This is a genomic window from Jiangella gansuensis DSM 44835 (genome assembly GCF_000515395.1).
GTDB classification, from domain to species: Bacteria; Actinomycetota; Actinomycetes; order Jiangellales; family Jiangellaceae; genus Jiangella; species Jiangella gansuensis.
Genome location: NZ_KI911782.1, coordinates 3,983,861 through 4,006,438 on the forward strand (window position 1 = coordinate 3,983,861; position 22,578 = coordinate 4,006,438).

Below are 22,578 nucleotides of genomic sequence, written 5' to 3' on the forward strand. Positions count from 1 at the left end.
ATGGCGAGTCGCGAGCAGGTGGTCGCGTACCGAGCGGCGGTTCACGGTCTGACCGGCGCCGGCGTCGGCGCCACGCCTGACGCCGGTGCGGTCCTCGACGTCGGCGCACAGGATCATCCGATCGGTGCGACGGCCCGGCTCGCGCTCGAGCTGCGCGGCGCCGGCGGTGCTGACATGGTGCTGGTGCACTCGGTCCGGGCCGCGATGCACCTGCACCGGTCGGCCGATCTCGGCCTGCTCGCGGCCGCCTTGCGCATCGACGACGGCGCCGAGCTCGCCCAGCAGTCCATCGGGCCGTTCGGGCAGGAGATCGGCCCGCGGTTCGGCACCGGCCTGGACGAGGTCGCGGCCGTCATGGCCGACGTGATGTCCGATGGCCGGCCGCGCACCAAGGGGGAACTGTCCGGCGCGGTGTCGCCTCGGGTCGCCCGGGCACTCGCGCCCTGGTGCGAGGGCTGCGGCGTTCACCATGTGCACGACGCCCTGTTCCGGTTCGCCACGCTGCAGGCCGGGCTCACCATCGAGGTCGAGTCGCCGCGGGTGTTCCGGTTCCTGCCGCCGACGGCGCCCGTCCGGCGTCGCGGCGGCCCCGAGCGCGTGGACGACCGCGGCACCCGCGAATCCCGCGCCCAGGTGGTCCGGCGTTTCGTGCACGCGGCCGGACCGGTGCGCCCGGCTCATCTGGCCGCCTGGCTGAGCCTGACCCCGTCGGCGGCGGGCGGTTGGTGGTCGCTGGTCGAGGACGAGCTGCACCCGGTGACGGTCGACGGCCGGAAGGGGTGGATGCTGGCGGCCGACATGCCGCTGCTCGAGGACCCGCCGGAGCCGCCCGAGCTGCGGCTGCTCGGGCCCTACGACCCGGTGACGGAGGTCGTCGATCGTGAGCTCCTGCTGCCCGACGCCGGTGACCGGCGACGGGTGTGGTCGCCGGCGGGCAACCCGGGGATCGTCCTGCGCGACGGCGAGATCGCCGGCACCTGGCGGCGGCGCGCGGCGAAGGGACGGCTCGACATCGCGGTGACCACCTTCGACGGGCTCCCGGACGGCTGGGCGGATGCGATCCACGGTGACGCCCAGGCGGTCGGGCGCTTCTTCGGCGCCTCTGACGTCCGAGTCGGAATGGCGTCCTGACCAGGACACGCCGGGCTTGATCGGGGCCGGACGTGGCGGACGGGCGATCAGTCGTGCACAATAGAACCCGTCGATCAGATCCATCCGTCGGCGCGAGGCCGCAGGGGAAGGCGTCCCTCGAACCGCAGGAGGATCCGGTGACGACACGTGGCGTCCTGTACGTCCACGCCGCTACGTCGGCGCTCTGCCCGCACATTGAGTGGGCAGTGGCCGGCGCTCTTGGTGTGCGCGTCAAGCTCGAATGGAGCCCGCAGCCCGCCTCGCCCGGCACCTACCGGGCGGAGTTCTCATGGCAGGGTGCGGCGGGCACCGGCGCCAAGCTCGCCTCGGCGCTGCGCGGGTGGTTGCATCTGCGCTTCGAGGTCACCGAGGAGCCCAGCGCCGGCTGCGAGGGTGCGCGCTACTCCTACACGCCGAGCCTCGGCGTCTTCCACGCCGTCACGGGCGTGCACGGCGACATCATGATCCCCGAAGACCGCATCAAGGCAGCCGTCCTGAAGGCGTCCCTCGGCGAGGTCGACCTCGAGGACGAGATGCGCCGGCTGCTCGGCGCGCCCTGGGACGAGGAGCTCGAACCGTTCCGGTACGCCGGCGACGGCGCGCCCGTCCGCTGGCTGCACCAGGTCGTCTGAGTCGGGACAGGACGGGTTCGTGAGGGGCAAAATTCCCGCGAGACAAGCCCTTCACAACGAGCCAAGTCGCCGGTATGGTCACGGACTAGTGACACACCCACAGACGTGGCCGCTCCGGCATCGGTGGTTGTCCCCGGCCCGGTGACCGGGAAATACAGCGGCCTCACCACGTGCGAGCGCCCCGGACCAACGGTCCGGGGCGCTCCGTGCGTTCGGTGCCGGTCGGCTTGCTGACCTGAGGTGTGTCGGGATGCCTTGCTATGGGCACCTGTACGCCAGGACTCCGGGCGCGGCGAACGGCAATGGCGGGTGGTTTGGTGGGGCCAGAGCGCGCCCAAACCACCCGCCATCGACTCATCGGCGCACCGGGCTGCGGCGTCGTCGCGGTCCGCCCGCACAGGTCCGGAGCGTCAGCCGCCGGCCCGGGGCGTCAGCCGTCGGTCCGGAGTGTCAGCCGTCGTCCCGGCTGGACGATCAGGTGACCGATCGCGCCGCAATGCCGTGCCGAGGTCACCTGATCGTTTTGTGTCCACATGCTGGAGACGATCAGGTGCACGACCGACGTCGTCCCCGGGCGCTGTCGTCACCTGATCGTCGCCACGGACCGATCAGGTGACACATCGACGATCAGGTGGCGCATCGACGATCAGGTGGGCACCCGGCGGCACCCCGCGATGCCCCGCGGCACCGGGTCAAGCGGGCCGCCGCCGCGTCGGGCGCACTGGCCCGGGCCGCGGAGGGCTCCATCGGCACGCCGGGTGGTACCTGTGTCGTCACCTGCGGCGGCTGACGGCCCGAGCGCTGGGGGCGGGCCGGTGCGCCGGGAATGGTGATGACGGGTGGTTTGGTGGGGCCAGGGCGCCACCAAACCACCCGCCATCGAACGCCGGTGTGTATAGGTGTCCATTGCAAAGCCGCCGGCCCACCGTCCCTACCTGCGACGATGGACCGACGGCGAGGATGCGCGACCCGCTTAGAGCGGGATGTTGCCGTGAGAGCCGCGGCGGGCCGGGGTCTCCGCGATCGCCCGGGCCAGTGCGGTCCGGGTCTGCGCCGGCGCGATGATCTCGTCGACGACGCCGATCTCGACGGCGCGGTCGAGGCTGCCCGTGATCCGTTGGTGTTCCTCGGCCAGTTCCGCCTCCACCTGGGGACGCACGTCGGGTGCGACCTCGGCGAGCTTGCGCCGGTGCAGGATGCGCACCGCCGCGACGGCGCCCATGACGGCGACCTCGGCGGTCGGCCAGGCGAACACCCGGGTGGCGCCCAGCGCGCGGGAGTTCATCGCGATGTACGCGCCGCCGTAGACCTTCCGCGTCACGAGTGTCACCCGGGGCACGGAGGCCTCGGCGAAAGCGTGCAGCAGCTTGGCGCCGCGGCGGACGACTCCGTCCCACTCCTGGCCCACGCCGGGCAGATAGCCGGGGACGTCGACGATGACGATCAGCGGAACTCCGAACGCGTCGCACATGCGGACGAACCGGGCCGCCTTCTCGGCGGAGGTCGAGTCCAGGCAGCCGCCGAGGCGCAACGGGTTGTTGGCGATGACGCCCACGGTGCGCCCGCCGAACCGGCCCAGCGTGGTGGTGATGTTCGGAGCCCAGCGGGGGTGCAGTTCCAGCCCGGTGCCGGCGTCGAGCACGTCGGTGATGATCGGGTGGACGTCGTAGGCACGCTTGGCCGATTCCGGCAGGTGCGCGCCGAGATCCACGTCGGCGACGCCGTCGGCGTCCAGCTCGCCCTGATCGCCCAGCAGCGAACCCAGCGCCCGCGCCTGGTCCAGCGCCTCGCGCTCGGTGCTGGCGACGACGTGGACGACGCCGGAGCGCCGGCCGTGCGGCTCCGGGCCGCCCAGCCGCAGCATGTCGACGTCCTCGCCGGTGACCGAGCGGACGACCTCCGGGCCGGTGACGAAGACGCGGCCCTCCGGGCCCATGATGACGATGTCGGTGAGGGCCGGGCCGTAGGCGCCGCCGCCCGCCGCGGGGCCGAGGACGACCGACAGCTGCGGGATGCGGCCCGACGCGCGGGTCATGATCTCGAAGATCTGCCCCACAGCGTGCAACGACAGCACGCCCTCGGGGAGGCGCGCGCCACCGGAGTGCCAGAGCCCGATGATCGGTACCCCGTCCGCCAGCGCCCGCTCGTAGGCTTCGACGACGACGCGGCAGCCATCCGCGCCCATCGCGCCGCCCATGACGGTGGCGTCGGAGCAGAAGGCCACGGCCGGGGCACCATGCACGGTGCCCACCGCGGCGAGCATGCCGCTGCGGTCGTCCGGGCTGATCAGTTCCAGCGACCCGGGGTCGAAGAGGGCCGCGAGCCGGTGGTTCGGGTTGCGCGGGTCCTCCTCGCGCGGTGGCTTGGCGGGCTTCCCGGCGGGGGCGGTGGACTTGTCCGAGGCGGGACGATCGGCGAGCGCTGTCATCAGGCCCTCCTGAAGGCGAGGACGACGTTGTGCCCGCCGAACCCGAACGAGTCGTTCAGGGCGGCCAGCGGACCGTCGTCGAGTTTCCGCGGGGTGGTGCGGACGATGTCGAGGTTGATGTCGTCGTCGACGTCATCGACGTTCGCCGTGGGCGGTACGAGACCGTGGTGCAGGCTGAGCACCGTAGCGAGGGACTCGACAGCGCCGGCGCCGCCGAGCAGGTGCCCGATCATCGACTTCGGTGCCGTGACCGGGATCGAGGTGACGCGGTCCCCGAAGACCGCGTTGAGGGCCACCGACTCCGCGATGTCGCCGACGGGTGTGGAGGTGGCGTGGCAGTTCACATGGCCGACGTCGTCGGGCGAGAGTTCGCCGTCGGTCAGCGCCTTGCGGATCGCCGAGATGACACCAGCTCCGGTCGGCTCAGGCTGGGCGATGTGGTGCGCGTCGGCGCTCATGCCGGCACCGGCCACCTCGGCGTAGATCCTCGCGCCCCGTGCCTCCGCGTGCTCGGCGGATTCCAGCACCATCAGGGCGCCGCCCTCGCCGAGCACGAAGCCGTCGCGCTGCTTGTCGAACGGCCGGCTGACCACGGTGGGGTCGTCGTCGCGCTTGGACAGCGCCATCATGTTCGCGAACGCGGCGATCGGCAGCGGGTGGATGACCGCCTCGGCGCCACCGGCCACGACGACGTCGGCCCGGCCGGAGCGGATCATGTCCAGTGCGTACGCGATCGCCTCGGCGCCGGACGAGCAGGCGCTCACGGGAGTGTGCGCACCGGCCTGTGCCTGCAGCTCGATGCTGACGTTGGCGGCCGGGCTGTTCGGCATGAGCATCGGGATGGCCAGCGGCGACACCCGGCGCGGGCCGGAGTCGCGCAGCTGGTCGTAGTTGGAGAGCAGGGTGGTGAGGCCACCGATGCCGGACGCGCACACCACGCCGACCCGCTCCGGGTCCAGCCCCGCCTCCGACGACCTGCCGGAGAAGCCGGCGTCGGCCCACGCCTCCCGGGCGCAGATGATGGCGAACTGGGCGGCCCGGTCCAGCCGGCGCGCCTCGACACGCGGCAGGACTTCGGAGGGGTCGACGGCGGCCGGAGCGCCGATCTGCACCGGCAGCTCGGCGACCCACTCCTGGGTCAGCTTGCGCACGCCGGACCGGCCGGCGAGCAGCGAGTCCCAGCTCGACGCAACATCGCCCCCGACGGGCGTGGTGGCGCCGAGCCCGGTGACGACAACTCGAGCCTGGGAACGCGACATGATGCTACGAACCTGCCTTCTCGATGAACGTGACGGCGTCACCGACGGTGGCCAGGTTCTTGACCTCTTCGTCGGGGATCTTCACGCCGAACTTCTCCTCGGCCGCGACGACCACCTCGACCATCGACAGCGAGTCGATGTCCAGGTCGTCGGTGAAGGACTTCTCGAGCTGGACGTCCTCAGCGGGAACGCCGGTGATCTCGTTGACGATCTCGGCGAGGCCCTCGCGGATCTCCTCGGTGCTGGCCATGTCGTTTCGGTTCCCCTCGGTTCTGGTGTGGTGGTGCTGGTCGTGACCGACGGTGGTCGGTGACGATCGTAGGCCGCCGCACGTCATCGGGCGGCGACGATCACGGGATCCGGATCACCTGGGCGGCGTACACCAACCCGGCCCCGAACCCGATGATCAGTGCGAGGTCGCCGCTGCGGGCCTCGCCGGTCTCGAGCATCCGCTCGATGGCCAGCGGGATCGAAGCGGCCGACGTGTTGCCCTGGGTGGCGATGTCGCGGGCGATGGCGACTCGCTCGGGCAGCTTCAGCTGGCGCGCCATGGCGTCGGTGATGCGCATGTTCGCCTGGTGCGGTACGAACACGTCGAGGTCGTCGGCGGTGACGCCGGCGGCGGTCAGCGCCTCCTGGGCCACCTTGGCCATCTCGTACGACGCCCAACGGAAGACCGGATTGCCCTGCATCACCAGGTGTGGCATGGTCGGGCCGGCCTCGTTGCGCAGGACGTCGCGCCAGTCCTCCCGCTGCCGGATGTGGTCGAGGTGCTGGCCGTCGGAGCCCCAGACGACCGGGCCGATGCCGCCGTCGTCGGGGTTCTCGGCCGAGCCCACGACCGCCGCGCCGGCGCCGTCGGCGAACAGGAATGCCGTGGAGCGGTCGGTCTGGTCGGTGAGGTCGGACAGCCGCTCGACGCCGATCACCAGCACGTGCCGGGCGGTACCGGCCCGCACCATGTCCGAGGCCAGCGAAAGTCCGTAGCAGAAGCCCGCGCACGCCGCGGAAATGTCGAAGGCCGCCGCCCGTTCAGTGCCGAGCTTGTAGGCGATCTCCGCCGCCGCGGACGGCGTCTGGAACAGGTGCGTGACCGTCGAGACGATGACGCAGTCGATCTGGGCGGGCTGCACGCCGGCCTCCGCCAGTGCCTTGCCCGCGGCCCCCAGGCTCATGGCGACGACAGTCTCGTCGTCCGTGGCCCAGCGCCGGCTCTCGATGCCCGAGCGGGTCCGGATCCACTCGTCGGAGGAGTCGATCTGCTCGACGATCTCGGCGTTGGTGATGACCCGGCTGGGCCGGTACCCGCCGATGCCGAGGATGCGGCTGGCTCGTGCCGGCGCGGCCGGCTGGAGGGTGATTCCGCTCATGTTCACGCCACCGCCTCAGGGTGCAGCCGGACCAGGGGCTGGCCCGGAGCGACCGGGTCACCGTCCTCGACCAGCCATTCGATGACCGTGCCGCCGTGCCCGGCCGTGACCTCCAGCGAGTCGCGCAGCGAGCTGACCGTGCCGATGACGTCGCCGGCGGCCAGGTGGTCGCCGGCCTTCGCGCCCGCGGCGGCGAAGGTGCCCTTCATCGGCGCGACGACGAGCCGCCAGGTCGGGCTGGTGGTGAGGTGGCTGGGCTGGCCGTGCTTCTCGACGAACGCGCGGGCGTCGTCGAGCTGGTCCGGGGTCTTCAGCGCGAACGTCTCCACGCCAGGCAGTGCCCGCTTGGCCAGGCCGACGAGCGTGCCGGCCGGCGGGACCTCGAGCACGCCGGTGACACCCAGCTCGGCCATGGTCTGCATGCACAGGTCCCACCGCACCGGGTTCGACACCTGGTCGACCATGCGGTTGAGGACGTCGCGGCCGTCGTGCACCACATGGCCGTCGCGGTTGGACAGCAGCAGCGTGCGCGGGTCGTGGGTGCTGATGGACTGCGCGAGGTGGCGCAGCCGCTTCACGGCCGGGGCCATGTGCGTGGTGTGGAACGCGCCGGCAACCGGCAGCGAGCGCAGCCGGGCACCGGCAGGCGGGTCGGCGGCGAGCGCCTCGAGCTGGGCGGCCGTACCGGCGGCGACCACCTGGCCGGCGCCGTTGACGTTGGCCGGGGTGAGCCCGTGCTTGGTCAGCGTGGCCAGGACCTCGTCGGCGTCGCCGCCCAGGACGGCGGTCATGCCGGTGGGTGCCGCGCCGGCCGCCTCGGCCATGCCGCGGCCGCGCTCCCGGACGAAGACCATGGCCTGCTCGGCGGTGATGACGCGCGCTCCGGCGGCCGCGGTGATCTCACCGACACTGTGGCCGGCGACCGCGCCGACGGTGGTGAACGCGTCGGCCGGGTGCGGGAACAGCGCGAGCGCGGTGACCAGACCCGAGGCGACCAGCAGCGGCTGCGCGACCGCGGTGTCGCGGATGGTGTCGGCGTCGGCCTCGGTGCCGTAGTGCGCCAGATCGAGGCCGGCGACGGCGGAGAGCCAGTCGATCCGGGCGGCGAAAGACGGCTCCTCGAGCCATGGGGCGAGGAAGCCTGGCGTCTGGGAGCCCTGGCCGGGCGCGACGATGACGAGCACCCTTCAAGCCTGGCCGTTACCAGGACGTAGGAGGGGTCGGCTGCAGTCACAAGGTCGTCCCACTAACTTTGGGGGTTTCCCACAACGTCTGCCGCCGCGGAAATGACCACGTGCAGGATGGGTGCACCCGCTCCACCACCCATGCATGCCTGGTGAAGCGAACAAACGCCTGGTGAAGCGGGGGTGACGCGCGGTCGACGCAACGCGCCGGACGACGTGAGCGCGGCCGGAGCGCGTCAGTCGACCGCCGGCGGATTGATCCGGCCAAGGGAGAGCGCGAGGCGCAGTGTGTAGGAATCGCGGGGGTCCGTGGGTGTCAGCCCGACGACGTCGGTGACCCGGCGCAGCCGGTAGCGCACGGTGTTGGGGTGGACGAACAGCAGGCGCGCCGCCGCCTCGACCGACGCCCCGGTCTCCAGGTACGCCGCGAGGGTCTCCAGGACGACGGGCCCGGCCTCGGCGATCGGCACGTACAGCTCTGCGACGAGGTCGTGCAGCGCCTCCTGATCGCCGGACAACGCCCGCTCCGGCAGCAGCGCGCTCGCCGCGACCGGTCGTGGGGAATCCGGCCAGCCCGCGGCGGCGACCAGCCCGGAGACCGCGGCACGCGCGGACGTCGCCGCCGACACCAGGTCAGGCACCAGCGGCCCGACGACCACCGGCCCCGGTCCGAAATGGGTGACGATGACCGACGCCGCGACCAGCGGGTCCTCGACCCGGCCGAGCACCGCGACCAGCCGGTCACCCTGCCCGCCGGTGAGCACGTCGTACCCGGCGTGCCTGGCAGTTCGCCGGATCTCGTCGGCCGAGGCGCCGTCGTCGGGCCGGGGCCGGCCGATGATGACGGCGACGCCGCTGGCAGCGGTCCAGCCCAGCGCCGACGCGCGGGAACGGACGTCCTCGTCGACCTCGCCGCGCAGCAGGGAGTCGACGACGGTGGCCTCCAGGCGGGCGTCCCACGAGCCGCGTGCCTCGGCGTAACGGGCATAGACGTGTGCGGCTGAGAACGCGACCTCGCGCGAATAGCGCAGCACGCCCTCGCGGACCGCCCGGGCGTCGTCCGGCCCGACGACGTCCTCGACGCTGTCCTCGACCACCTCGATGGCGACCCGCACGACCTCCACCGTCTGCTGCAGGCTGATGGAACGGATGAGGTCGCGCGGCGCGGTGCCGAACACGTCGGCGGTGGGGGTGGGCCGGGACTCGTCGGCATTGCGGTACCAGTCGACGAACGCGGCGATGCCGGCCTGGATGACCAGCCCCACCCACGATCGTTGCTCGGCGGGCATGGCCCGGTACCAGTTGAGCTGATCCTCCATCCGGGCGATGGCCGCGGTCGCGAGCTTGCCGGTGGCTCGCTCGAGCAGGTGCACGGTGCGTTCGTGACGGCCCGCGCCGAAGGCGTCCGGTCGTTCGGCGTCGGAGGATTGCCGCATGCCCGGCAGCGTACGCGGCCTGGCGTCCGCAGCGTGGGACCAGGTGGGCCGCTTGTTGTGGTGAACGGACAATCCGGGGTCCGGGCGCGAGCGCGCCATCGGTGCACAGGGCACTAGGCTTGCCCACCATGGTCACACCCACCCCGTCCGGCGGTGCCGCTCCGACCGACGACCTGGGCCGCGCGCTGCGCCTGGTGTCGTTCGCGATGCTCGGCGGCGTCGTGCTGATCACCGCGGTGACGGTGTTCACCGTCGCCGATGAGCCGGGTACGGCCCTGGACGCCGCGGCCTCGCTGGTGGTGGGCGGCGTGTTCCTGGCCGCGGCGTGGTTCATGCCGCGGCGGATCATCCGGCCCTGGCCGGCGTCGACGCCGCGCGACGCCACCCGGGCCGCCGGGCAGCTGCGCAGCGCGGCGTTCCTGACTCTGGTGTTCGCCGAACTGCCGGCGCTGGTCGGTGTGGTCAACGCGTTCGCCCGCGACGCCTGGCTGCCGGCGGCGATCGGCGGCATCCTGAGCGTGTTCGGGCTGCTGGCGACGGCTCCGACGGCCGACCGGATGCGGCAGTGGCTGGCCCACCTGGAATCGCAGGGCGCCCGCACCGGGCTCTGACGGGTCGCCGGATTCCCATGATCATCAACGATTTCCGGCGCTATGACACCCGCAACCGTTGATGATCATGGGCGCGGCGGTCCCGTCCGGGTCGTGCGGGCCGGCGAGCGGTTCGTCACCCGCACCACCGGTGTGTTGTCGCGGCATTCCTTCTCGTTCGGGCCGCACTACGACCCAGGAAACGTCGGCTTCGGGCTGCTCGTGGTGGCCAACGACGACGTCGTGGCGGCGCCCGGCGAGGGGTATCCCGAGCACCCGCACCGCGACGTCGAGGTCGTCACCTGGGTGTTGTCCGGTGCGTTGTCACACCTGGACACCGGCGGGCACGGCGGACTCGTGGTTCCGGGAGTCGTGCAGCGGATGAGCGCCGGTCGCGGCGTGCGGCACGCGGAGGTCGCGGCCGAGGGGCCGCTGCGGTTCGTGCAGATGTGGGTGCCGCCGTCCGACGCCGGCGTGGATCCGTCGTACGGGCAGGCCGACGTGACGGCGGACCTGGCCGGCGGGGGGCTGGTGGCGGTGGTGAGCGGCCTGCGACGGCACGCCGGCGACGCGCCGGTGGCGCTGGGTCAGCGCCGCGCTGCGATGCACGTCGGCCGGCTCGGCGCGGGGGAGCGGGTGACCCTGCCGTCCGCGCCGTTCGTCCACGTGTACGTGGCTCGCGGGGAGGTCGACGTGGAGTCCGCCGGACGGCTGGGCGAGGGCGACGCCGTCCGGCTCACCGACGAGGGCGGCCGGTCGGTGACGGCTCTCGGGGCGGCGGAGCTCGTCGTGTGGGAGATGCACGCCGCCGTCGCCTGACCAGCGGACTCCTCCAGGCGTCCTACCGCTTCACCAGTCATCTCGGTCGTCGGGTCGAGCAAGCCCGTGGCACGGTCACCCTGACGCCGTGTCGCGCACCGGCGATGAGACGAGGCCTGCGGCCCCCGTCTCATCGCCGGTCTCGCCCGACCCTCCTGGGCAAGCATTCGTGGTGAAGCGGGAGGAACCATGGTCCACGTGATCATTTCCGGGGCGGGGTCAGGACTCGCCGCCGGCTTCCTCGGCCGTCGTGGCGTTGACGTCGTCGAGCTTGTAGCGGTCGTGCGCCTGCTTGACGGTGTCCCAGCCGATCTCGCCGCGCCGGGCCAGCAGTGTCAGCACGTTGATGACGATGGACTGCGCATCGACCCGGAAGTGCCGGCGCAGCGCCGCGCGGGTGTCGGACAGGCCGAACCCGTCGGTGCCCAGCGACGCCCAGTCGGTCGGCACGTACGGCGAGATCTGGTCCTGGACGGAGCGCATGTAGTCGCTGACGCCCACCACCGGCCCGCGGGCCTCGCGCAGCCGCCGGGTGACGTACGGCACGCGCTGGTCCTCGCCGGGGTGCATGAGGTTCCACTCGTCGGCGGCGACGGCGTCGCGGCGCAGTTCGTTCCACGACGTCACCGACCAGACGTCGGCGGCGACCTCCCACTCGTCGGCCAGCCGCTGCTGCGCTTCGAGTGCCCAGTTCACGGCCACCCCGGAGGCGAGGATCTGCGCGTGCGGCACGTTGTCGCCAGGTGCGGTCTCCATCGGGTGGTAGAGGTACATGCCCTTGAGCAGGCCCTCGACGTCGAGGTTCTCCGGCTCCGCGGGCTGCGTGTACGGCTCGTTGTACACCGTCAGGTAGTAGAAGAGGTTCTCGGCATCCTCGCCGTACATGCGGCGCAGCCCGTCGCGGATGATGTGGCCGATCTCGAAGGCCCACGCCGGGTCGTAGTGCACCACGGCCGGGTTGGTCGAGGCCAGCAGCGGGGAGTGGCCGTCCTCGTGCTGCAGGCCCTCGCCGTTCAGCGTGGTGCGCCCCGCGGTGGCGCCGAGGACGAACCCGCGGGCCATCTGGTCCGCCGCCGCCCAGAAGCCGTCGCCCGTGCGCTGGAACCCGAACATCGAGTAGAAGATGTAGATCGGGATCATCGGCTCGCCGTGGGTGGCGTACGACGTGGCCGCCGCCGTCCACGACGCGACCGAGCCGGCCTCGTTGATGCCCTCGTGCAGGATCTGCCCGTCCGTGGCTTCCTTGTAGCTCAGGAACAGCTCACGGTCGACCGGCGTGTAGTTCTGCCCGTGCGGCGAGTAGATCTTCAGCGTCGGGAACAGGGAGTCCATGCCGAAGGTGCGGGCCTCGTCCGGGATGACCGGGACCAGGCGCTTGCCGATCTCCGGGTCCTTGAGCAGGTCCTTCAGCAACCGGACCAGCGCCATGGTGGTGGCCACCGGCTGCTTGCCGGAGCCGCGCCTGGCTACCTCGTAGACCTTGTCGCCCGGCAGTACCAGCGGCTTGGCGGTGACCCGGCGGTCGGGCAGGAAGCCGCCGAGCTTCTGCCGCCGCTCCATCATGTAGGCGTGCTCGTCGGAGTCCTTGCCCGGGTGGAAGTACGGCGGGTTGTAGACGTCCTCGAGCGCGGAGTCCGGGATCTCCATGAACAGCCGGTCGCGGAAGAGCTTGAGGTCGTCGCCGGTCAGCTTCTTCATCTGATGGGTGGCGTTGCGCGCCTCGAAGTGCGAGCCGAGCGTCCAGCCCTTGATGGTCTTGGCCAGGATGACGGTGGGCTGCCCGGTGTGCTCGGTGGCGGCCTTGTAGGCGGCGTAGAGCTTGCGGTAGTCGTGACCGCCGCGCTTCAGGCCCCAGATCTCGTCGTCGGACATCTGCTCGACCATCTTGCGCGTGCGCGGGTCGCGGCCGAAGAAGTGCTCGCGCACGTACGCCCCGGACTCGGCCTTGTACGTCTGGTAGTCGCCGTCAGGTGTGACGTTCATGAGGTTGACCAGCGCGCCGTCGGTGTCGGCGGCGAGCAGCGGGTCCCACTCGCGGCCCCAGATGACCTTGATGACGTTCCAGCCGGCGCCGCGGAACAGCGACTCCATCTCCTGGATGATCTTGCCGTTGCCGCGCACCGGGCCGTCGAGGCGCTGCAGGTTGCAGTTGACCACGAAGGTGAGGTTGTCCAGTTCCTCGCGGGCGGCTGTGCCGATGGCGCCGATGGTCTCCGGCTCGTCCATCTCGCCGTCGCCGAGGAACGCCCAGACGTGCTGCTGCGTGGTGTCCTTGATGCCGCGGTTGTGCAGGTAGCGGTTGAACCGGGCCTGGTAGATGGCGTTCAGCGGGCCCAGGCCCATCGACACCGTCGGGAACTCCCAGAAGTCCGGCATCAGCCGCGGATGCGGATACGACGGCAGCCCGCCGCCGGGGCCCGCGTGCGAGAGCTCCTGGCGGAACCCGTCGAGCTGCGCCTTGGTGAGCCGGCCCTCCAGGTAGGCGCGGGCGTACATGCCGGGGGAAGCGTGGCCCTGGAAGAAGATCTGGTCGCCGCCGCCGGCGTGGTCGCGGCCGCGGAAGAAGTGGTTGAACCCGACCTCGTAGAGACTCGCCGACGAAGCGTAGGTGGAGATGTGCCCGCCGACGCCCACGCCCGGGCGCTGCGCGCGCTGCACCATCATGGCCGCGTTCCACCGGATGTAGGCGCGGATGCGCCGCTCGACGTACTCGTCGCCGGGGAACCACGGCTCGGACTCCGGCGCGATGGTGTTGATGTAGTCGGTGTGGCGCAGACTCGGGACGCCGACCTGCCGCTCCATGGCGTGCTGCAGTAACGCCAGCATGAGATATCGCGCCCGGTGGCGGCCGCGCTGGTCGATGGCCGCATCGAGCGACTCCAGCCACTCCCTGGTCTCGTCCGCGTCGATGTCGGGAAGCTGACTCGGGAGGCCGTTGATGATGATCGGCGAGCGGTCTGCAGCCACGACGATCCCTTCGTGGTCTAGGAGACGCCGATGTGAGCGTCGGGGGTTGTCGGGTTCCTATCCCTATCCTGCTCGTTCCGGAGCCGTACGTCACATTCGGGTTCGCCGATGTCTTTGCAGCGCCGCGCAGCCGGGGCACCATGGTCCGCACGAGGTGGGCGTGTCAGGCTTGGTCTGGCGGGTTCACTTGCACAAGGGCGCGTCCTTGGGTGGACTACAGCAATGCGGTACGCACCGAGCGTGCCGGACGACTGCGAGGAGGACGATCGGTGGGCCAGATCGCGGGCCACTCGGACCAGAACGACGGACCGGCCGCACGGCTCGGTTTCCGCCCCAATCAGGTGGTCCAGGAGCTCGGCTGGGACGAGGACAGCGATGACGAGCTGCGGATCGACATCGAAGAGGTCACCGGCAACGAGCTGATCGACGGCGAGTCCGGTGAGGTCGCCGACGTGGTGCTGCAGTGGTGGCGTGATGACGACGGTGACCTCACCGACGCCCTCATCGGAGCCACGACCGACCTCGCTCCCGGTGGCGTCGTGTGGCTGCTGACGCCGAAGGTGGGCCGCGACGGCGCCGTCGAGGCCAGCGACATCGCCGACGCCGCGCTGACCGCCGGGCTGTCCACCACGTCCACCGTCTCGGCAGGCGAGGACTGGTCGGGCACCAAACTGGTGGCCCCGAAGGGTTCGACTCGCAAGTGAACCGGCTCGGTGCCGCAGCACCGGACCTGGTGGGCTCGCCGGCGCCGCACTTCGAGCTGCCCGACCAGCACGGAGCGACGGTCCGGCTGTCCGGCCTGCGCGGACGTCCCGTGGTGGTCGTCTTCTTCCCGTTCGCCTTCACCGGTGTCTGCACAGGGGAGATGGCGGCGCTGCGGGACGCGTTCGTGCCGGCGGTGGGCGACGCCGCACACGTGGTGGCGGTGTCCTGTGACTCGATGTTCGCCCTGCGCGTGTTCGCCGAGTCGAACGGGCTGGATTTCCCGCTGTTGTCCGATTTCTGGCCACATGGCGCCACGGCATCGGCGTACGGTGTCTTCGATCACGGTCGCGGCTGTGCCAACCGAGGTACGTTCGTGGTGGACGCCGAGGGGATCGTGCGCTGGACCGTGGTCAACGCCGTGCCGGACGCCCGGGACGTCGACCAGTACCTGCGGGTGCTGGACGACGTGGGCACCGGCTGAGGGCGACGGCCCGCGCCCGACCACCGACGACCACCATCCGAGCCCGAACGCCGCGAGCGGCAGGAAAGGAGAGGCGACCCGTGCCGTGCTATCGCTGTGGCGCCCGGCAGTCCGACCCTGCCCGGGGAGCCAACCTGTGGGTGCGCGGCGTGCGCGCCGACGAGCAGGTGCTCGTGTGCCCCGACTGCCAGCAGACGAAAGGCTGGTCCAGCGGCCTCGACCACTGCCCGGTCTGCAACGCCACCACGCTGGTGCGCCGCCTGGGCCAGACGGTCTGCCGCTCCTGCGAGGCCTCGGCCACGGCCGAGTTCCTGGCGGTCGAGACCACCATGGACCGCGGTTTCGCCGTCCGGATGCCCGGCCCTGGCCGGCACCGCCGCACCGACGGCCGTGACCTGTCCGCCGACGTCGCCAGCGCCATCGACCGGGTGCTGGGCCGTGGGTCCGCTCGCCCGGCGTCGCCCGGCGACGCAGCCCGGCCCGACGGCGCCCGCCCTGACGGCTCCCGGCCCGACGGCGCTCAGCCCGACGGAGGCGGCCGCGACGCCCCGGGCGTCACCACCCAGGAACAGCGGCGCGTCCCACCCGACGGCGCCGCCTGACCCTCACCCGTCGCGTGTCCGGCCCAGGCCGGGCCTCCGGTAGCCTGAGCCTTCGCGAGGGTGACACAGGGGCGCATAGCTCAGCGGTAGAGCACTGGTCTTACAAACCAGGGGTCGTAGGTTCGAACCCTACTGCGCCCACCGTGTGTGATGTCCCGAGACGCCGTTGACAGGTGTCTCGGAGCATTGTTGCATTTCGGGCTGGTTCTGATGTGTTGGTCGCGCTGTCCCTGTCACTGAGGGTGGCGCCGTTCTCGCCGTCGTCAAGGCCGGGACCCTGCGGGTGGCCTGCGGTCAGCCTTGAGGTGGGCAGCGGTCCAGGTGGTGGGCTCGGCAGAGTGAGATCGCTGCAAGAACGCTGTGGCGTCGCTCTCGTCGAAGCGACAGTGCTCTCACATAGTTTCTGCAGTGATCTCACACCGTTCGCAGCAGGCAGGCGAGCGGGGCAGGCGCGCTACGGCGACATGTCTCCGGCGGTTCCTGGTGGGGCAGTCATCGGTTCTCTGACCGCACCTCACTGGACGAGGACGCGGTTTGTCCCTATTTTGTGGGCTAGACATCGGACTGATGCGGATCCGGCCGTCACCTCAGGGTGATGCCGCGGCAGTCCTCCCCTGAGTCCAGTGGAGGAGTCCCGCATGATCCGTCGTCTTCGCCGCCGCCTGTCGCCGGCCGTGGTCCTCGTCGCCGTCGGGGTGACCGCGTCCGTCGGCGTGGCCGCCGTCCCGCCCGGATCGAGCGCCGTTCCTTCGGGCGCGGGCGCGCTCGCGGCAGCCGGGTCAGGGGCGACTGCCGACGACGCGTTGACGCTCTGGTACGACGAGCCGGCGACGTCCTGGGAGTCGCAGACCCTGCCCATCGGCAACGGCGCGCTGGGGGCCAGCGTCTTCGGGTCGGTCGCGGCCGAGCGGCTGCAGTTCAACGAGAAGACGTTGTGGACCGGCGGCCCTGGTTCCGTGCAGGGATACGACTTCGGGAACTGGACCTCGCCGCGTCCAGGGGCCATCGAGGAGGTGCAGGACCGAATCGACGCCGTGCAGCGGGTGGGCGCCGGGTGGGTCGCGGGCCGGCTCGGCCAGGCGCGCAGGGGCTACGGCTCGTACCAGACCTTCGGCGAGCTCCAGATCAGTCAGACGACGCCGCCTGGCGACGTGAGCGACTACCGGCGCGAACTGGACATCGCCGAGGCGGTGGCCGGGGTGAGCTACGTCGGCGACGGCGTGCGCCACACCCGCGAATACTTCGCGTCGGCCGCGCACGACGTCATCGCGGCACGCCTCGCCGGCGATCGTCCCGGCGCGGTGGACGTCACCGTGGCGCACACCGCTCCGGGCAACCGGACGCGGCAGGTGACCGCGGCGGACGGGCGCATCACCGTAGCCGGCAGCCTGAACGACAACGCGATGCGTTACGAGGCGCAGATCCAGGTGCTCAACGACGGCGGCACTCGTGCGGACAACGCCGACGGCACCGTCACCGTGACGGACGCGGACGCCGTCGTCGTGGTGCTCGGCGCCGGAACCGACTACTCCGACACCTATCCGACCTACCGGGGTGAGGACTCGCACGGCGCCGTCACCGAGCGCGTCGACGCGGCGGCCGCGGTGCCGTACGACGAGCTGCGTGCCGCCCACGTCGCCGACCACGCGGAGCTCTTCGACCGCGTCGCGCTCGACCTCGGCCAGCGGATGCCGGACATCCCGACCGACGAGCTGCTTGCCCAGTACGGCAGCGACGCCGCCGGTGCGGCGCAGCACCGGGCGTTGGAGGCGCTGTTCTTCCAGTACGGCCGGTACCTGCTGATCGCGTCGTCGCGGTCCGGCTCGCTGCCGGCGAACCTGCAAGGGGTGTGGAACAACTCGACCGCCGCGCCGTGGGGCGCTGACTACCACGTCAACATCAACCTCCAGATGAACTACTGGCCGGCCGAGACCACCAACCTCGCCGAGACCACCGAGCCGCTGTGGGACTACATCGACGCACTGTCGGTACCAGGTCAGGTGACCGCCGAGCAGATGTTCGGCAACCGCGGCTGGGTCGTCATGAACGAGACCACGCCGTTCGGATTCACCGGCGTGCACGACTGGGCGAGCGCGTTCTGGTTCCCGGAAGCGGCGGCCTGGCTGGCCCAGCACTACTACGACCATTACCGGTTCACCATGGACCGCCAGTTCCTGGCCGAGCGCGCCTACCCGATCATGAAGCAGCTGGCTCAGTTCTGGCTCGACGAGCTGCGGGTCGACCCACGTGACGGCACGCTGGTGGTGACCCCGAGCTACTCACCCGAGCACGGCGACTTCACCGACGGCGCATCGATGTCGCAGCAAATCGTCTGGGATCTGCTGACCAACGTCACGGAAGCCGCCGCCGTCGTGGGCGACGACGACACCGCCTTCCACTCGGCCGTGGCCGACACGCTGGAGCAGTTGGATCCCGGCACCCGGATCGGCTCCTGGGGCCAGCTGCAGGAGTGGAAGGGCGACTGGGACGACCCGAACGACACCCACCGGCACGTCTCTCACCTGTTCGGCCTGCATCCCGGCCGCCAGATCGCACCTCACACCACCCCTGAGCTGGCCGAAGCCGCGGAGGTCTCGCTCACCGCCCGCGGTGACGGCGGTACCGGCTGGAGCAAGGCGTGGAAGATCAACTTCTGGGCTCGGCTGCTCGACGGCGACCACGCCCACCTCATGCTCGCCGAGCAACTCCAGGCTTCTGCGTTCCTCTGTGCAAAGCCATTTCTCCTGCGCTGGCCAGCCGTGACGCAGCACGATCGGTCTGCCGGCATTCTGTTGGCCCGCTTCAAAGACCTCGAGCTCCACGCCGTCACCCGAAATCAAGGTGGGCTTGGGAAAAGACAAGTTGGTTCAGACATTGAGTTTCCTTTCGTGAGCTGCCGATCATGGGGTGCGTCCTGATCGGCTGCCATCACCGTAAGAGGCATTGCGGACAGAATTGGTCCTCAATACGTGGCACACTCAGACGATGCGGAAGGACCCGACCGGTCGAGCACTGCAGTTGCTCTCGCTCCTTCCAACCCATCGTTTCTGGCGGGGTTCCGAACTCGCCGCACGCCTCGATGTCACGGAACGAACGGTGCGCCGTGACGTCGACCGGCTGCGCGACCTTGGCCATCCGGTCGATGCCAGTTCGGGAAAGTTACGGGGGCTACCGACTTGAAACGGGGGCGCACGTGCCGCCCCTGGTCCTCGACGACGACGAGGCCGTCGCGGTGGCTGTCAGACTGCGCTACGCCGCGCAGGCCGCCATCATCGGCATGGAAGAGACGTCCTTGCGCCCCGACGAAGATCGAGCAACTCCTGCCCCATCGGCTACGCCGACGGGTGTCGGCGCTACATGCGAGCATCACGTCGATGCGGTGGGTTGCCGACGACCACGTCGTCGACCCCGAAGCACTCAGTGTGCTCGCCGCGGCATGTCGAGACCGTGAGGAGGTGCGCTTCGCCTACCGACGGCATGATGGCGACGACAGTCGTCGGCTCGTCCAGCCGCATCAACTCGTGACCGCCGGCCGTCGCTGGTATCTCGTCGCGTGGGACCAACAACGCCGCGACTGGCGAACGATGACGGTGGCCCGCATTGCGCTCGCCGCCCCAGTGGCCGTCATCGAACCAGCCGAGCTCGCCGACACGGTCAGGCGGTTCGCCACTCACCTCACTGCTTCGCCGCGTGAGACACCTGTCGCTAGCCTCTCGGAGGAACAATGACCGCACCGGAACCGCCAGCATCGGCTTCCGCGCACCCAGCGACGTGGAAGTTCGACTACCCGATCTTCCACGCCGAGACCCGGGCACAGTGGCGATCCTGGCTGGAGCGCCACCACACGTCAGCCCGCGCGGTGTGGCTGTGCTCGTGGCGTAGCAGCACCGGCCGACCACGCTGCCCGTACCCGGAGGCCGTCGAGGAAGCCATCTGTTTCGGGTGGATCGACTCCACCACCACCATCCTCGACGACGAGCGCGGCTTGCAGTTGATGACGCCGCGTCGACCCAAGAGTCCCTGGACCCGGCTCAATCGCCAACGGGCAGCCGAGATGGAAAGGCGGGGCCTCATGACCGACGCCGGCCGCCACACTATCGCTGTCGCGAAGTCCAATGGCTGGTGGACGATTTCCGACCAGGTCGAAGACCTCGAAGAACCACCCGACTTGAAGGCAGCGCTCGACGGAGACCCGAAGGCTCGAAGCACCTGGGACGGATTCCCGCCCAGCGCCCGCAAACAGATGCTGTGGTGGATCATAAGTGCTGCTCGAGACGCCACACGGGCAGGTCGAATCGCCCATGTCGTCGCCGAAGCCGCCGCCGGTCAACGTGCCCACGGGTGATGCTCATCCCGAGCACCACGCGTCTTGCCTCCGTAGATCGTGGGTTCGAGCCCCACCGAGCTCGGAATAGACGAACCCGAGCATCACCTCGCGGCCGACTCCAGGCCCGAGCTCCCTTCCGAAAAGACCCACGCGGCCCCGGGCGGCGTGCTGGCAGACTCAGCGTGGCTCACATGAGCCCATTGATCCTTCGTATCATCGATCGTCATGGGCGATATCCCATACAGGACCGCCGGCAACACGACGCTGCTCCTCCATATCTCGCCTCCGCGCAAGCCCGACGTCCTGTCGGCGCCGACAGCGGTCTTCTTCCACGGCGGTGGATGGACCAAGGGGACATGGGTGCAGTTCCAGCCGCAAGCGGCACGTCTCAACGCGCTCGGCATGCTTGCCGTGCTCGTCGAGTACCGCCTCGCTGGCCCGGTCGTCGCCACGACGGACGCGGTGGCGGCGATGAGCGCCGTCTTCGAGATGTCTGAGGAGCTCGGATGCGACACCGAGCGCGTCGTGGCGATCGGCGGATCGGCCGGCGGCCAGTTGGCGGCGGCGACGGCCGTGCTCGAACTGCCCGATGTGAATCCGAGACATCGGCCGGCGGCACTCGTCCTCTTCAATCCGGTCACCGATACGTCGGGCGACTATCCGGCTGGATTCGGAAGGCGGCATTTCGACGATGACGAACACGCTCGGCGTTACTCACCGGTACACCATGTCAGCGAGACCACGCCTCCGACACTGATCATGCACGGCACGGCCGATACCGCCGTTCATCACGAGAACTCCGTGGCATTCGTCGAGAAGGTTAAGCGGTACGGCGGACATGCGGAACTCATTCCCTACGCCGGCCAGCGGCACGGGTTCTTCAACCCGCAGCGCATGGCGCCTCATCGCTCCGGCGGCGGTGACGACACCCTTTTCGAGTCGACGACCCACGAGATGATCCGGTTCATCCGCCAGACATTCATCGAGTCCTGACGCGTAAAGGACAACTACCGCACCCACGGTCGCATGCGCGGGTCCGGGGCCTAGCCGTTGATCTGCGACCTCGCTCGGCCTGCTCGCTGCGTGCCGGTCGAGGCGGAGATCACTCCTGCGCGGATGTCTCCGGCCGACGCCCAGGAACCCTTGACGGGCCGTGAAATCCGTGCGTAACATCTGCGTCCAACCTGTTCGATACGTATCGGGGTTAGCGAGGAGGGGCTGTGGCAGCGCAGCGACGGCGACCAACCCAGATGGACATCGCCCGCCGGGCCGGTGTGTCGCAGTCGACCGTGTCGGTGGTCATCAACGGCGCACCGGCGATCGCGGACGTCGCCGAGGAGAAGCGCCGAGCGGTGCTGGAGGCAGCCGCCGAGCTCGGCTACTCGGTGAACGCCTCGGCGCGCAATCTCAAGGGCGGGCGTAACCGGATGCTCGGCGTCTTCACCTTCGAGCCGGTCTTCCCCGTGAATCAGCGCGATTTCTACTTTCCCTTCCTGCTCGGCATCGAAGAGTCGACCGCCGAGTGCGGCTACAATCTGCTGCTTTTCAGCGCTGTCACGGCGGGCACCGAGCGCCGCGTTTTCGCCGATGGCGTCAACCAGCTCAAGCTGGCCGACGGCTGCGTTCTTCTCGGACGTCATCTCCGTGAGGACGACCTGGCAGCACTTCTCCGCGAAGACTTTCCCTTCGTGTTCATCGGACGGCGTGACGTGCCCGGCGAGGAGTTCTCCTACGTCGCGGCCGATTACGTGGGTGCGACCCGTGACATGGTGCTGTCGCTGGCCGCCCTCGGGCATCGCCGGATCGCCTATCTGAAGGCGGCCGACGACAAGGAATGGACCCAGGACCGCGAGACCGGCTTCCGGCAGGGGCTCGAAGAGGCCGGCATCGCGGATGGCCGGATCGTCTTCCATGTGATGGGGGAGGGGGCCGCACTCACCGGAGCCGAGCTGGAGCGATGGCGGGTGGCGGGAGTCACAGCCGTGCTGGTGGAGCCCAGCCAGGACGACAGCGCGATCTCGGCCCTGGAACACGCGGCCGCCGAAGCGGACATCGAGATCCCCGGCGACCTCTCGGTGGTCCTGCTGGGCGATCCGCCGCTGGTCCACGCCACGGAACGGGACTGGACGCGGTTCACCATTCCGCGCGAGCAGATGGGCCGCGAGGCCGTTCGTCTGCTGCTGGAGCTCCTCGATGACGAAGCCGGAGTCAAGCGGCACCTGTACCTGGACTGCGTTCCGGTTCCCGGTGACTCGGTGGCGGCACCTCGGCCCTACCGGGGACGGGCGACGTGACCGGGTGCCGGTCCACCCCGATGTGGATCAAGGTGACGTCCGCGGGCACGCTGCTGGCCTTCAGCGAGGCTCCGGTGGGGACGAGTGCCGACGACGGTCCGGGTGGTGTGGGCAACACCAGCCGTGCCGTGGCCCGGAGCAGCGACGGCGGCCTGACGTTCACCGATGCCGTCGTCGGGACGAACACTGCGCCGCGTGCGGGCATCGCCTGGCTCACCCAAGGCAGCGACGATGTGGACGGCGGACCTCTCGACTGCGTTCATACGTATCAGGTCGGACGGTCTTCGCGCAGAGTCGACGTCCCGCGGGGCACCACCTAGCAGCACCTCGGTCCAAGAATCAGCGAACCCATC

The 22,578-nt window shown here is 70.3% G+C and carries 19 protein-coding genes, 1 tRNA gene and 1 pseudogene; 14 read left to right on the forward strand and 7 right to left on the reverse strand.

Annotation, left to right across the window (positions count from 1 at the left end; genetic code table 11):
* Positions 1-1,131 (forward strand): DNA glycosylase AlkZ-like family protein, encoded by a 1,131-nt coding sequence (locus tag JIAGA_RS0118690; protein WP_026876843.1) that lies wholly within the window; start codon positions 1-3, stop codon positions 1,129-1,131.
* Positions 1,132-1,268: 137 nt separating this feature from the next.
* Positions 1,269-1,763 (forward strand): DUF3145 domain-containing protein, encoded by a 495-nt coding sequence (locus tag JIAGA_RS0118695; protein WP_026876844.1) that lies wholly within the window; start codon positions 1,269-1,271, stop codon positions 1,761-1,763.
* A 973-nt stretch (positions 1,764-2,736) separates the two neighbouring features.
* Here the strand turns inward: JIAGA_RS0118695 and JIAGA_RS0118705 are convergent.
* The 6 genes from JIAGA_RS0118705 to JIAGA_RS35980 all read right to left on the reverse strand — a co-directional run bounded on the left by JIAGA_RS0118705 (position 2,737) and on the right by JIAGA_RS35980 (position 9,440).
* The gene (locus tag JIAGA_RS0118705; protein ID WP_026876845.1) at positions 2,737-4,191 is read right to left on the reverse strand and encodes an acyl-CoA carboxylase subunit beta; all 1,455 of its coding nucleotides are present in this window, start codon (positions 4,189-4,191) and stop codon (positions 2,737-2,739) included.
* Positions 4,191-5,450: a beta-ketoacyl-ACP synthase II gene (fabF, locus tag JIAGA_RS0118710; protein WP_026876846.1), complete on the reverse strand. Its 1,260-nt coding sequence runs from the start codon at positions 5,448-5,450 to the stop codon at positions 4,191-4,193. Before fabF ends, JIAGA_RS0118705 begins: the two co-directional genes overlap by 1 nt.
* Before the next feature lie 4 nt (positions 5,451-5,454).
* Positions 5,455-5,700 carry an acyl carrier protein gene (locus tag JIAGA_RS0118715; protein ID WP_026876847.1) on the reverse strand — a complete coding sequence of 82 codons (246 nt, stop codon included), beginning with the start codon at positions 5,698-5,700 and terminating at the stop codon, positions 5,455-5,457.
* Between the two features lie 100 nt (positions 5,701-5,800).
* Positions 5,801-6,820, reverse strand: a complete 1,020-nt coding sequence (locus JIAGA_RS0118720) for a beta-ketoacyl-ACP synthase III (protein WP_035812703.1) — start codon at positions 6,818-6,820, stop codon at positions 5,801-5,803.
* Positions 6,821-6,822: 2 nt separating this feature from the next.
* On the reverse strand, positions 6,823-8,004 hold the full coding sequence (locus tag JIAGA_RS0118725) for an acyltransferase domain-containing protein (RefSeq protein WP_026876849.1): 1,182 nt from the start codon (positions 8,002-8,004) through the stop codon (positions 6,823-6,825).
* A gap of 236 nt (positions 8,005-8,240) precedes the next feature.
* The gene (locus tag JIAGA_RS35980) at positions 8,241-9,440 is read right to left on the reverse strand and encodes a PucR family transcriptional regulator (protein ID WP_026876850.1); all 1,200 of its coding nucleotides are present in this window, start codon (positions 9,438-9,440) and stop codon (positions 8,241-8,243) included.
* 128 nt (positions 9,441-9,568) lie between these two features.
* Here JIAGA_RS35980 and JIAGA_RS0118735 point away from each other — a divergent pair, with 128 nt between their 5' ends.
* Together JIAGA_RS0118735 and JIAGA_RS0118740 are read left to right on the forward strand one after the other, a co-directional pair.
* Positions 9,569-10,051, forward strand: coding sequence for a hypothetical protein (locus JIAGA_RS0118735; RefSeq protein ID WP_157553319.1), 483 nt, complete (start codon positions 9,569-9,571; stop codon positions 10,049-10,051).
* A gap of 42 nt (positions 10,052-10,093) precedes the next feature.
* On the forward strand, positions 10,094-10,849 hold the full coding sequence (locus JIAGA_RS0118740; protein WP_035812705.1) for a pirin family protein: 756 nt from the start codon (positions 10,094-10,096) through the stop codon (positions 10,847-10,849).
* Between the two features lie 219 nt (positions 10,850-11,068).
* Here the strand turns inward: JIAGA_RS0118740 and aceE are convergent, their stop codons facing one another.
* Complete coding sequence (aceE, locus tag JIAGA_RS0118745) at positions 11,069-13,816, reverse strand: pyruvate dehydrogenase (acetyl-transferring), homodimeric type (RefSeq protein WP_026876853.1); 2,748 nt, start codon at positions 13,814-13,816, stop codon at positions 11,069-11,071.
* Positions 13,817-14,085: 269 nt separating this feature from the next.
* Between aceE and JIAGA_RS0118750 the strand changes: the two genes are divergently transcribed.
* The 10 genes and pseudogenes from JIAGA_RS0118750 to JIAGA_RS0118795 all read left to right on the forward strand — a co-directional run bounded on the left by JIAGA_RS0118750 (position 14,086) and on the right by JIAGA_RS0118795 (position 22,545).
* On the forward strand, positions 14,086-14,520 hold the full coding sequence (locus JIAGA_RS0118750) for a DUF3052 domain-containing protein (RefSeq protein ID WP_035812706.1): 435 nt from the start codon (positions 14,086-14,088) through the stop codon (positions 14,518-14,520).
* On the forward strand, positions 14,517-15,002 hold the full coding sequence (locus tag JIAGA_RS0118755; RefSeq protein ID WP_211239730.1) for a redoxin domain-containing protein: 486 nt from the start codon (positions 14,517-14,519) through the stop codon (positions 15,000-15,002). Before JIAGA_RS0118750 ends, JIAGA_RS0118755 begins: the two co-directional genes overlap by 4 nt.
* An 80-nt stretch (positions 15,003-15,082) precedes the next feature.
* On the forward strand, positions 15,083-15,604 hold the full coding sequence (locus JIAGA_RS33290) for a hypothetical protein (RefSeq protein WP_051426257.1): 522 nt from the start codon (positions 15,083-15,085) through the stop codon (positions 15,602-15,604).
* Positions 15,605-15,673: 69 nt separating this feature from the next.
* A tRNA-Val gene (locus JIAGA_RS0118765) sits at positions 15,674-15,745 on the forward strand.
* Between the two features lie 497 nt (positions 15,746-16,242).
* Positions 16,243-18,522, forward strand: coding sequence for a glycoside hydrolase family 95 protein (locus tag JIAGA_RS30805; protein WP_211239731.1), 2,280 nt, complete (start codon positions 16,243-16,245; stop codon positions 18,520-18,522).
* 67 nt (positions 18,523-18,589) lie between these two features.
* A pseudogene (locus JIAGA_RS36185) lies at positions 18,590-19,221 on the forward strand (helix-turn-helix transcriptional regulator); the annotation flags it as partial.
* Between the two features lie 107 nt (positions 19,222-19,328).
* Positions 19,329-19,949 carry a YdeI/OmpD-associated family protein gene (locus JIAGA_RS33980; RefSeq protein WP_084469792.1) on the forward strand — a complete coding sequence of 207 codons (621 nt, stop codon included), beginning with the start codon at positions 19,329-19,331 and terminating at the stop codon, positions 19,947-19,949.
* Positions 19,950-20,156: 207 nt separating this feature from the next.
* Positions 20,157-20,924, forward strand: coding sequence for an alpha/beta hydrolase (locus tag JIAGA_RS30810; RefSeq protein ID WP_051426258.1), 768 nt, complete (start codon positions 20,157-20,159; stop codon positions 20,922-20,924).
* A gap of 257 nt (positions 20,925-21,181) precedes the next feature.
* Positions 21,182-22,225 carry a LacI family DNA-binding transcriptional regulator gene (locus tag JIAGA_RS0118790; RefSeq protein ID WP_035812708.1) on the forward strand — a complete coding sequence of 348 codons (1,044 nt, stop codon included), beginning with the start codon at positions 21,182-21,184 and terminating at the stop codon, positions 22,223-22,225.
* Positions 22,222-22,545 carry a hypothetical protein gene (locus tag JIAGA_RS0118795; RefSeq protein WP_157553321.1) on the forward strand — a complete coding sequence of 108 codons (324 nt, stop codon included), beginning with the start codon at positions 22,222-22,224 and terminating at the stop codon, positions 22,543-22,545. Before JIAGA_RS0118790 ends, JIAGA_RS0118795 begins: the two co-directional genes overlap by 4 nt.
* The last annotated feature ends 33 nt before the right edge of the window (positions 22,546-22,578 follow it).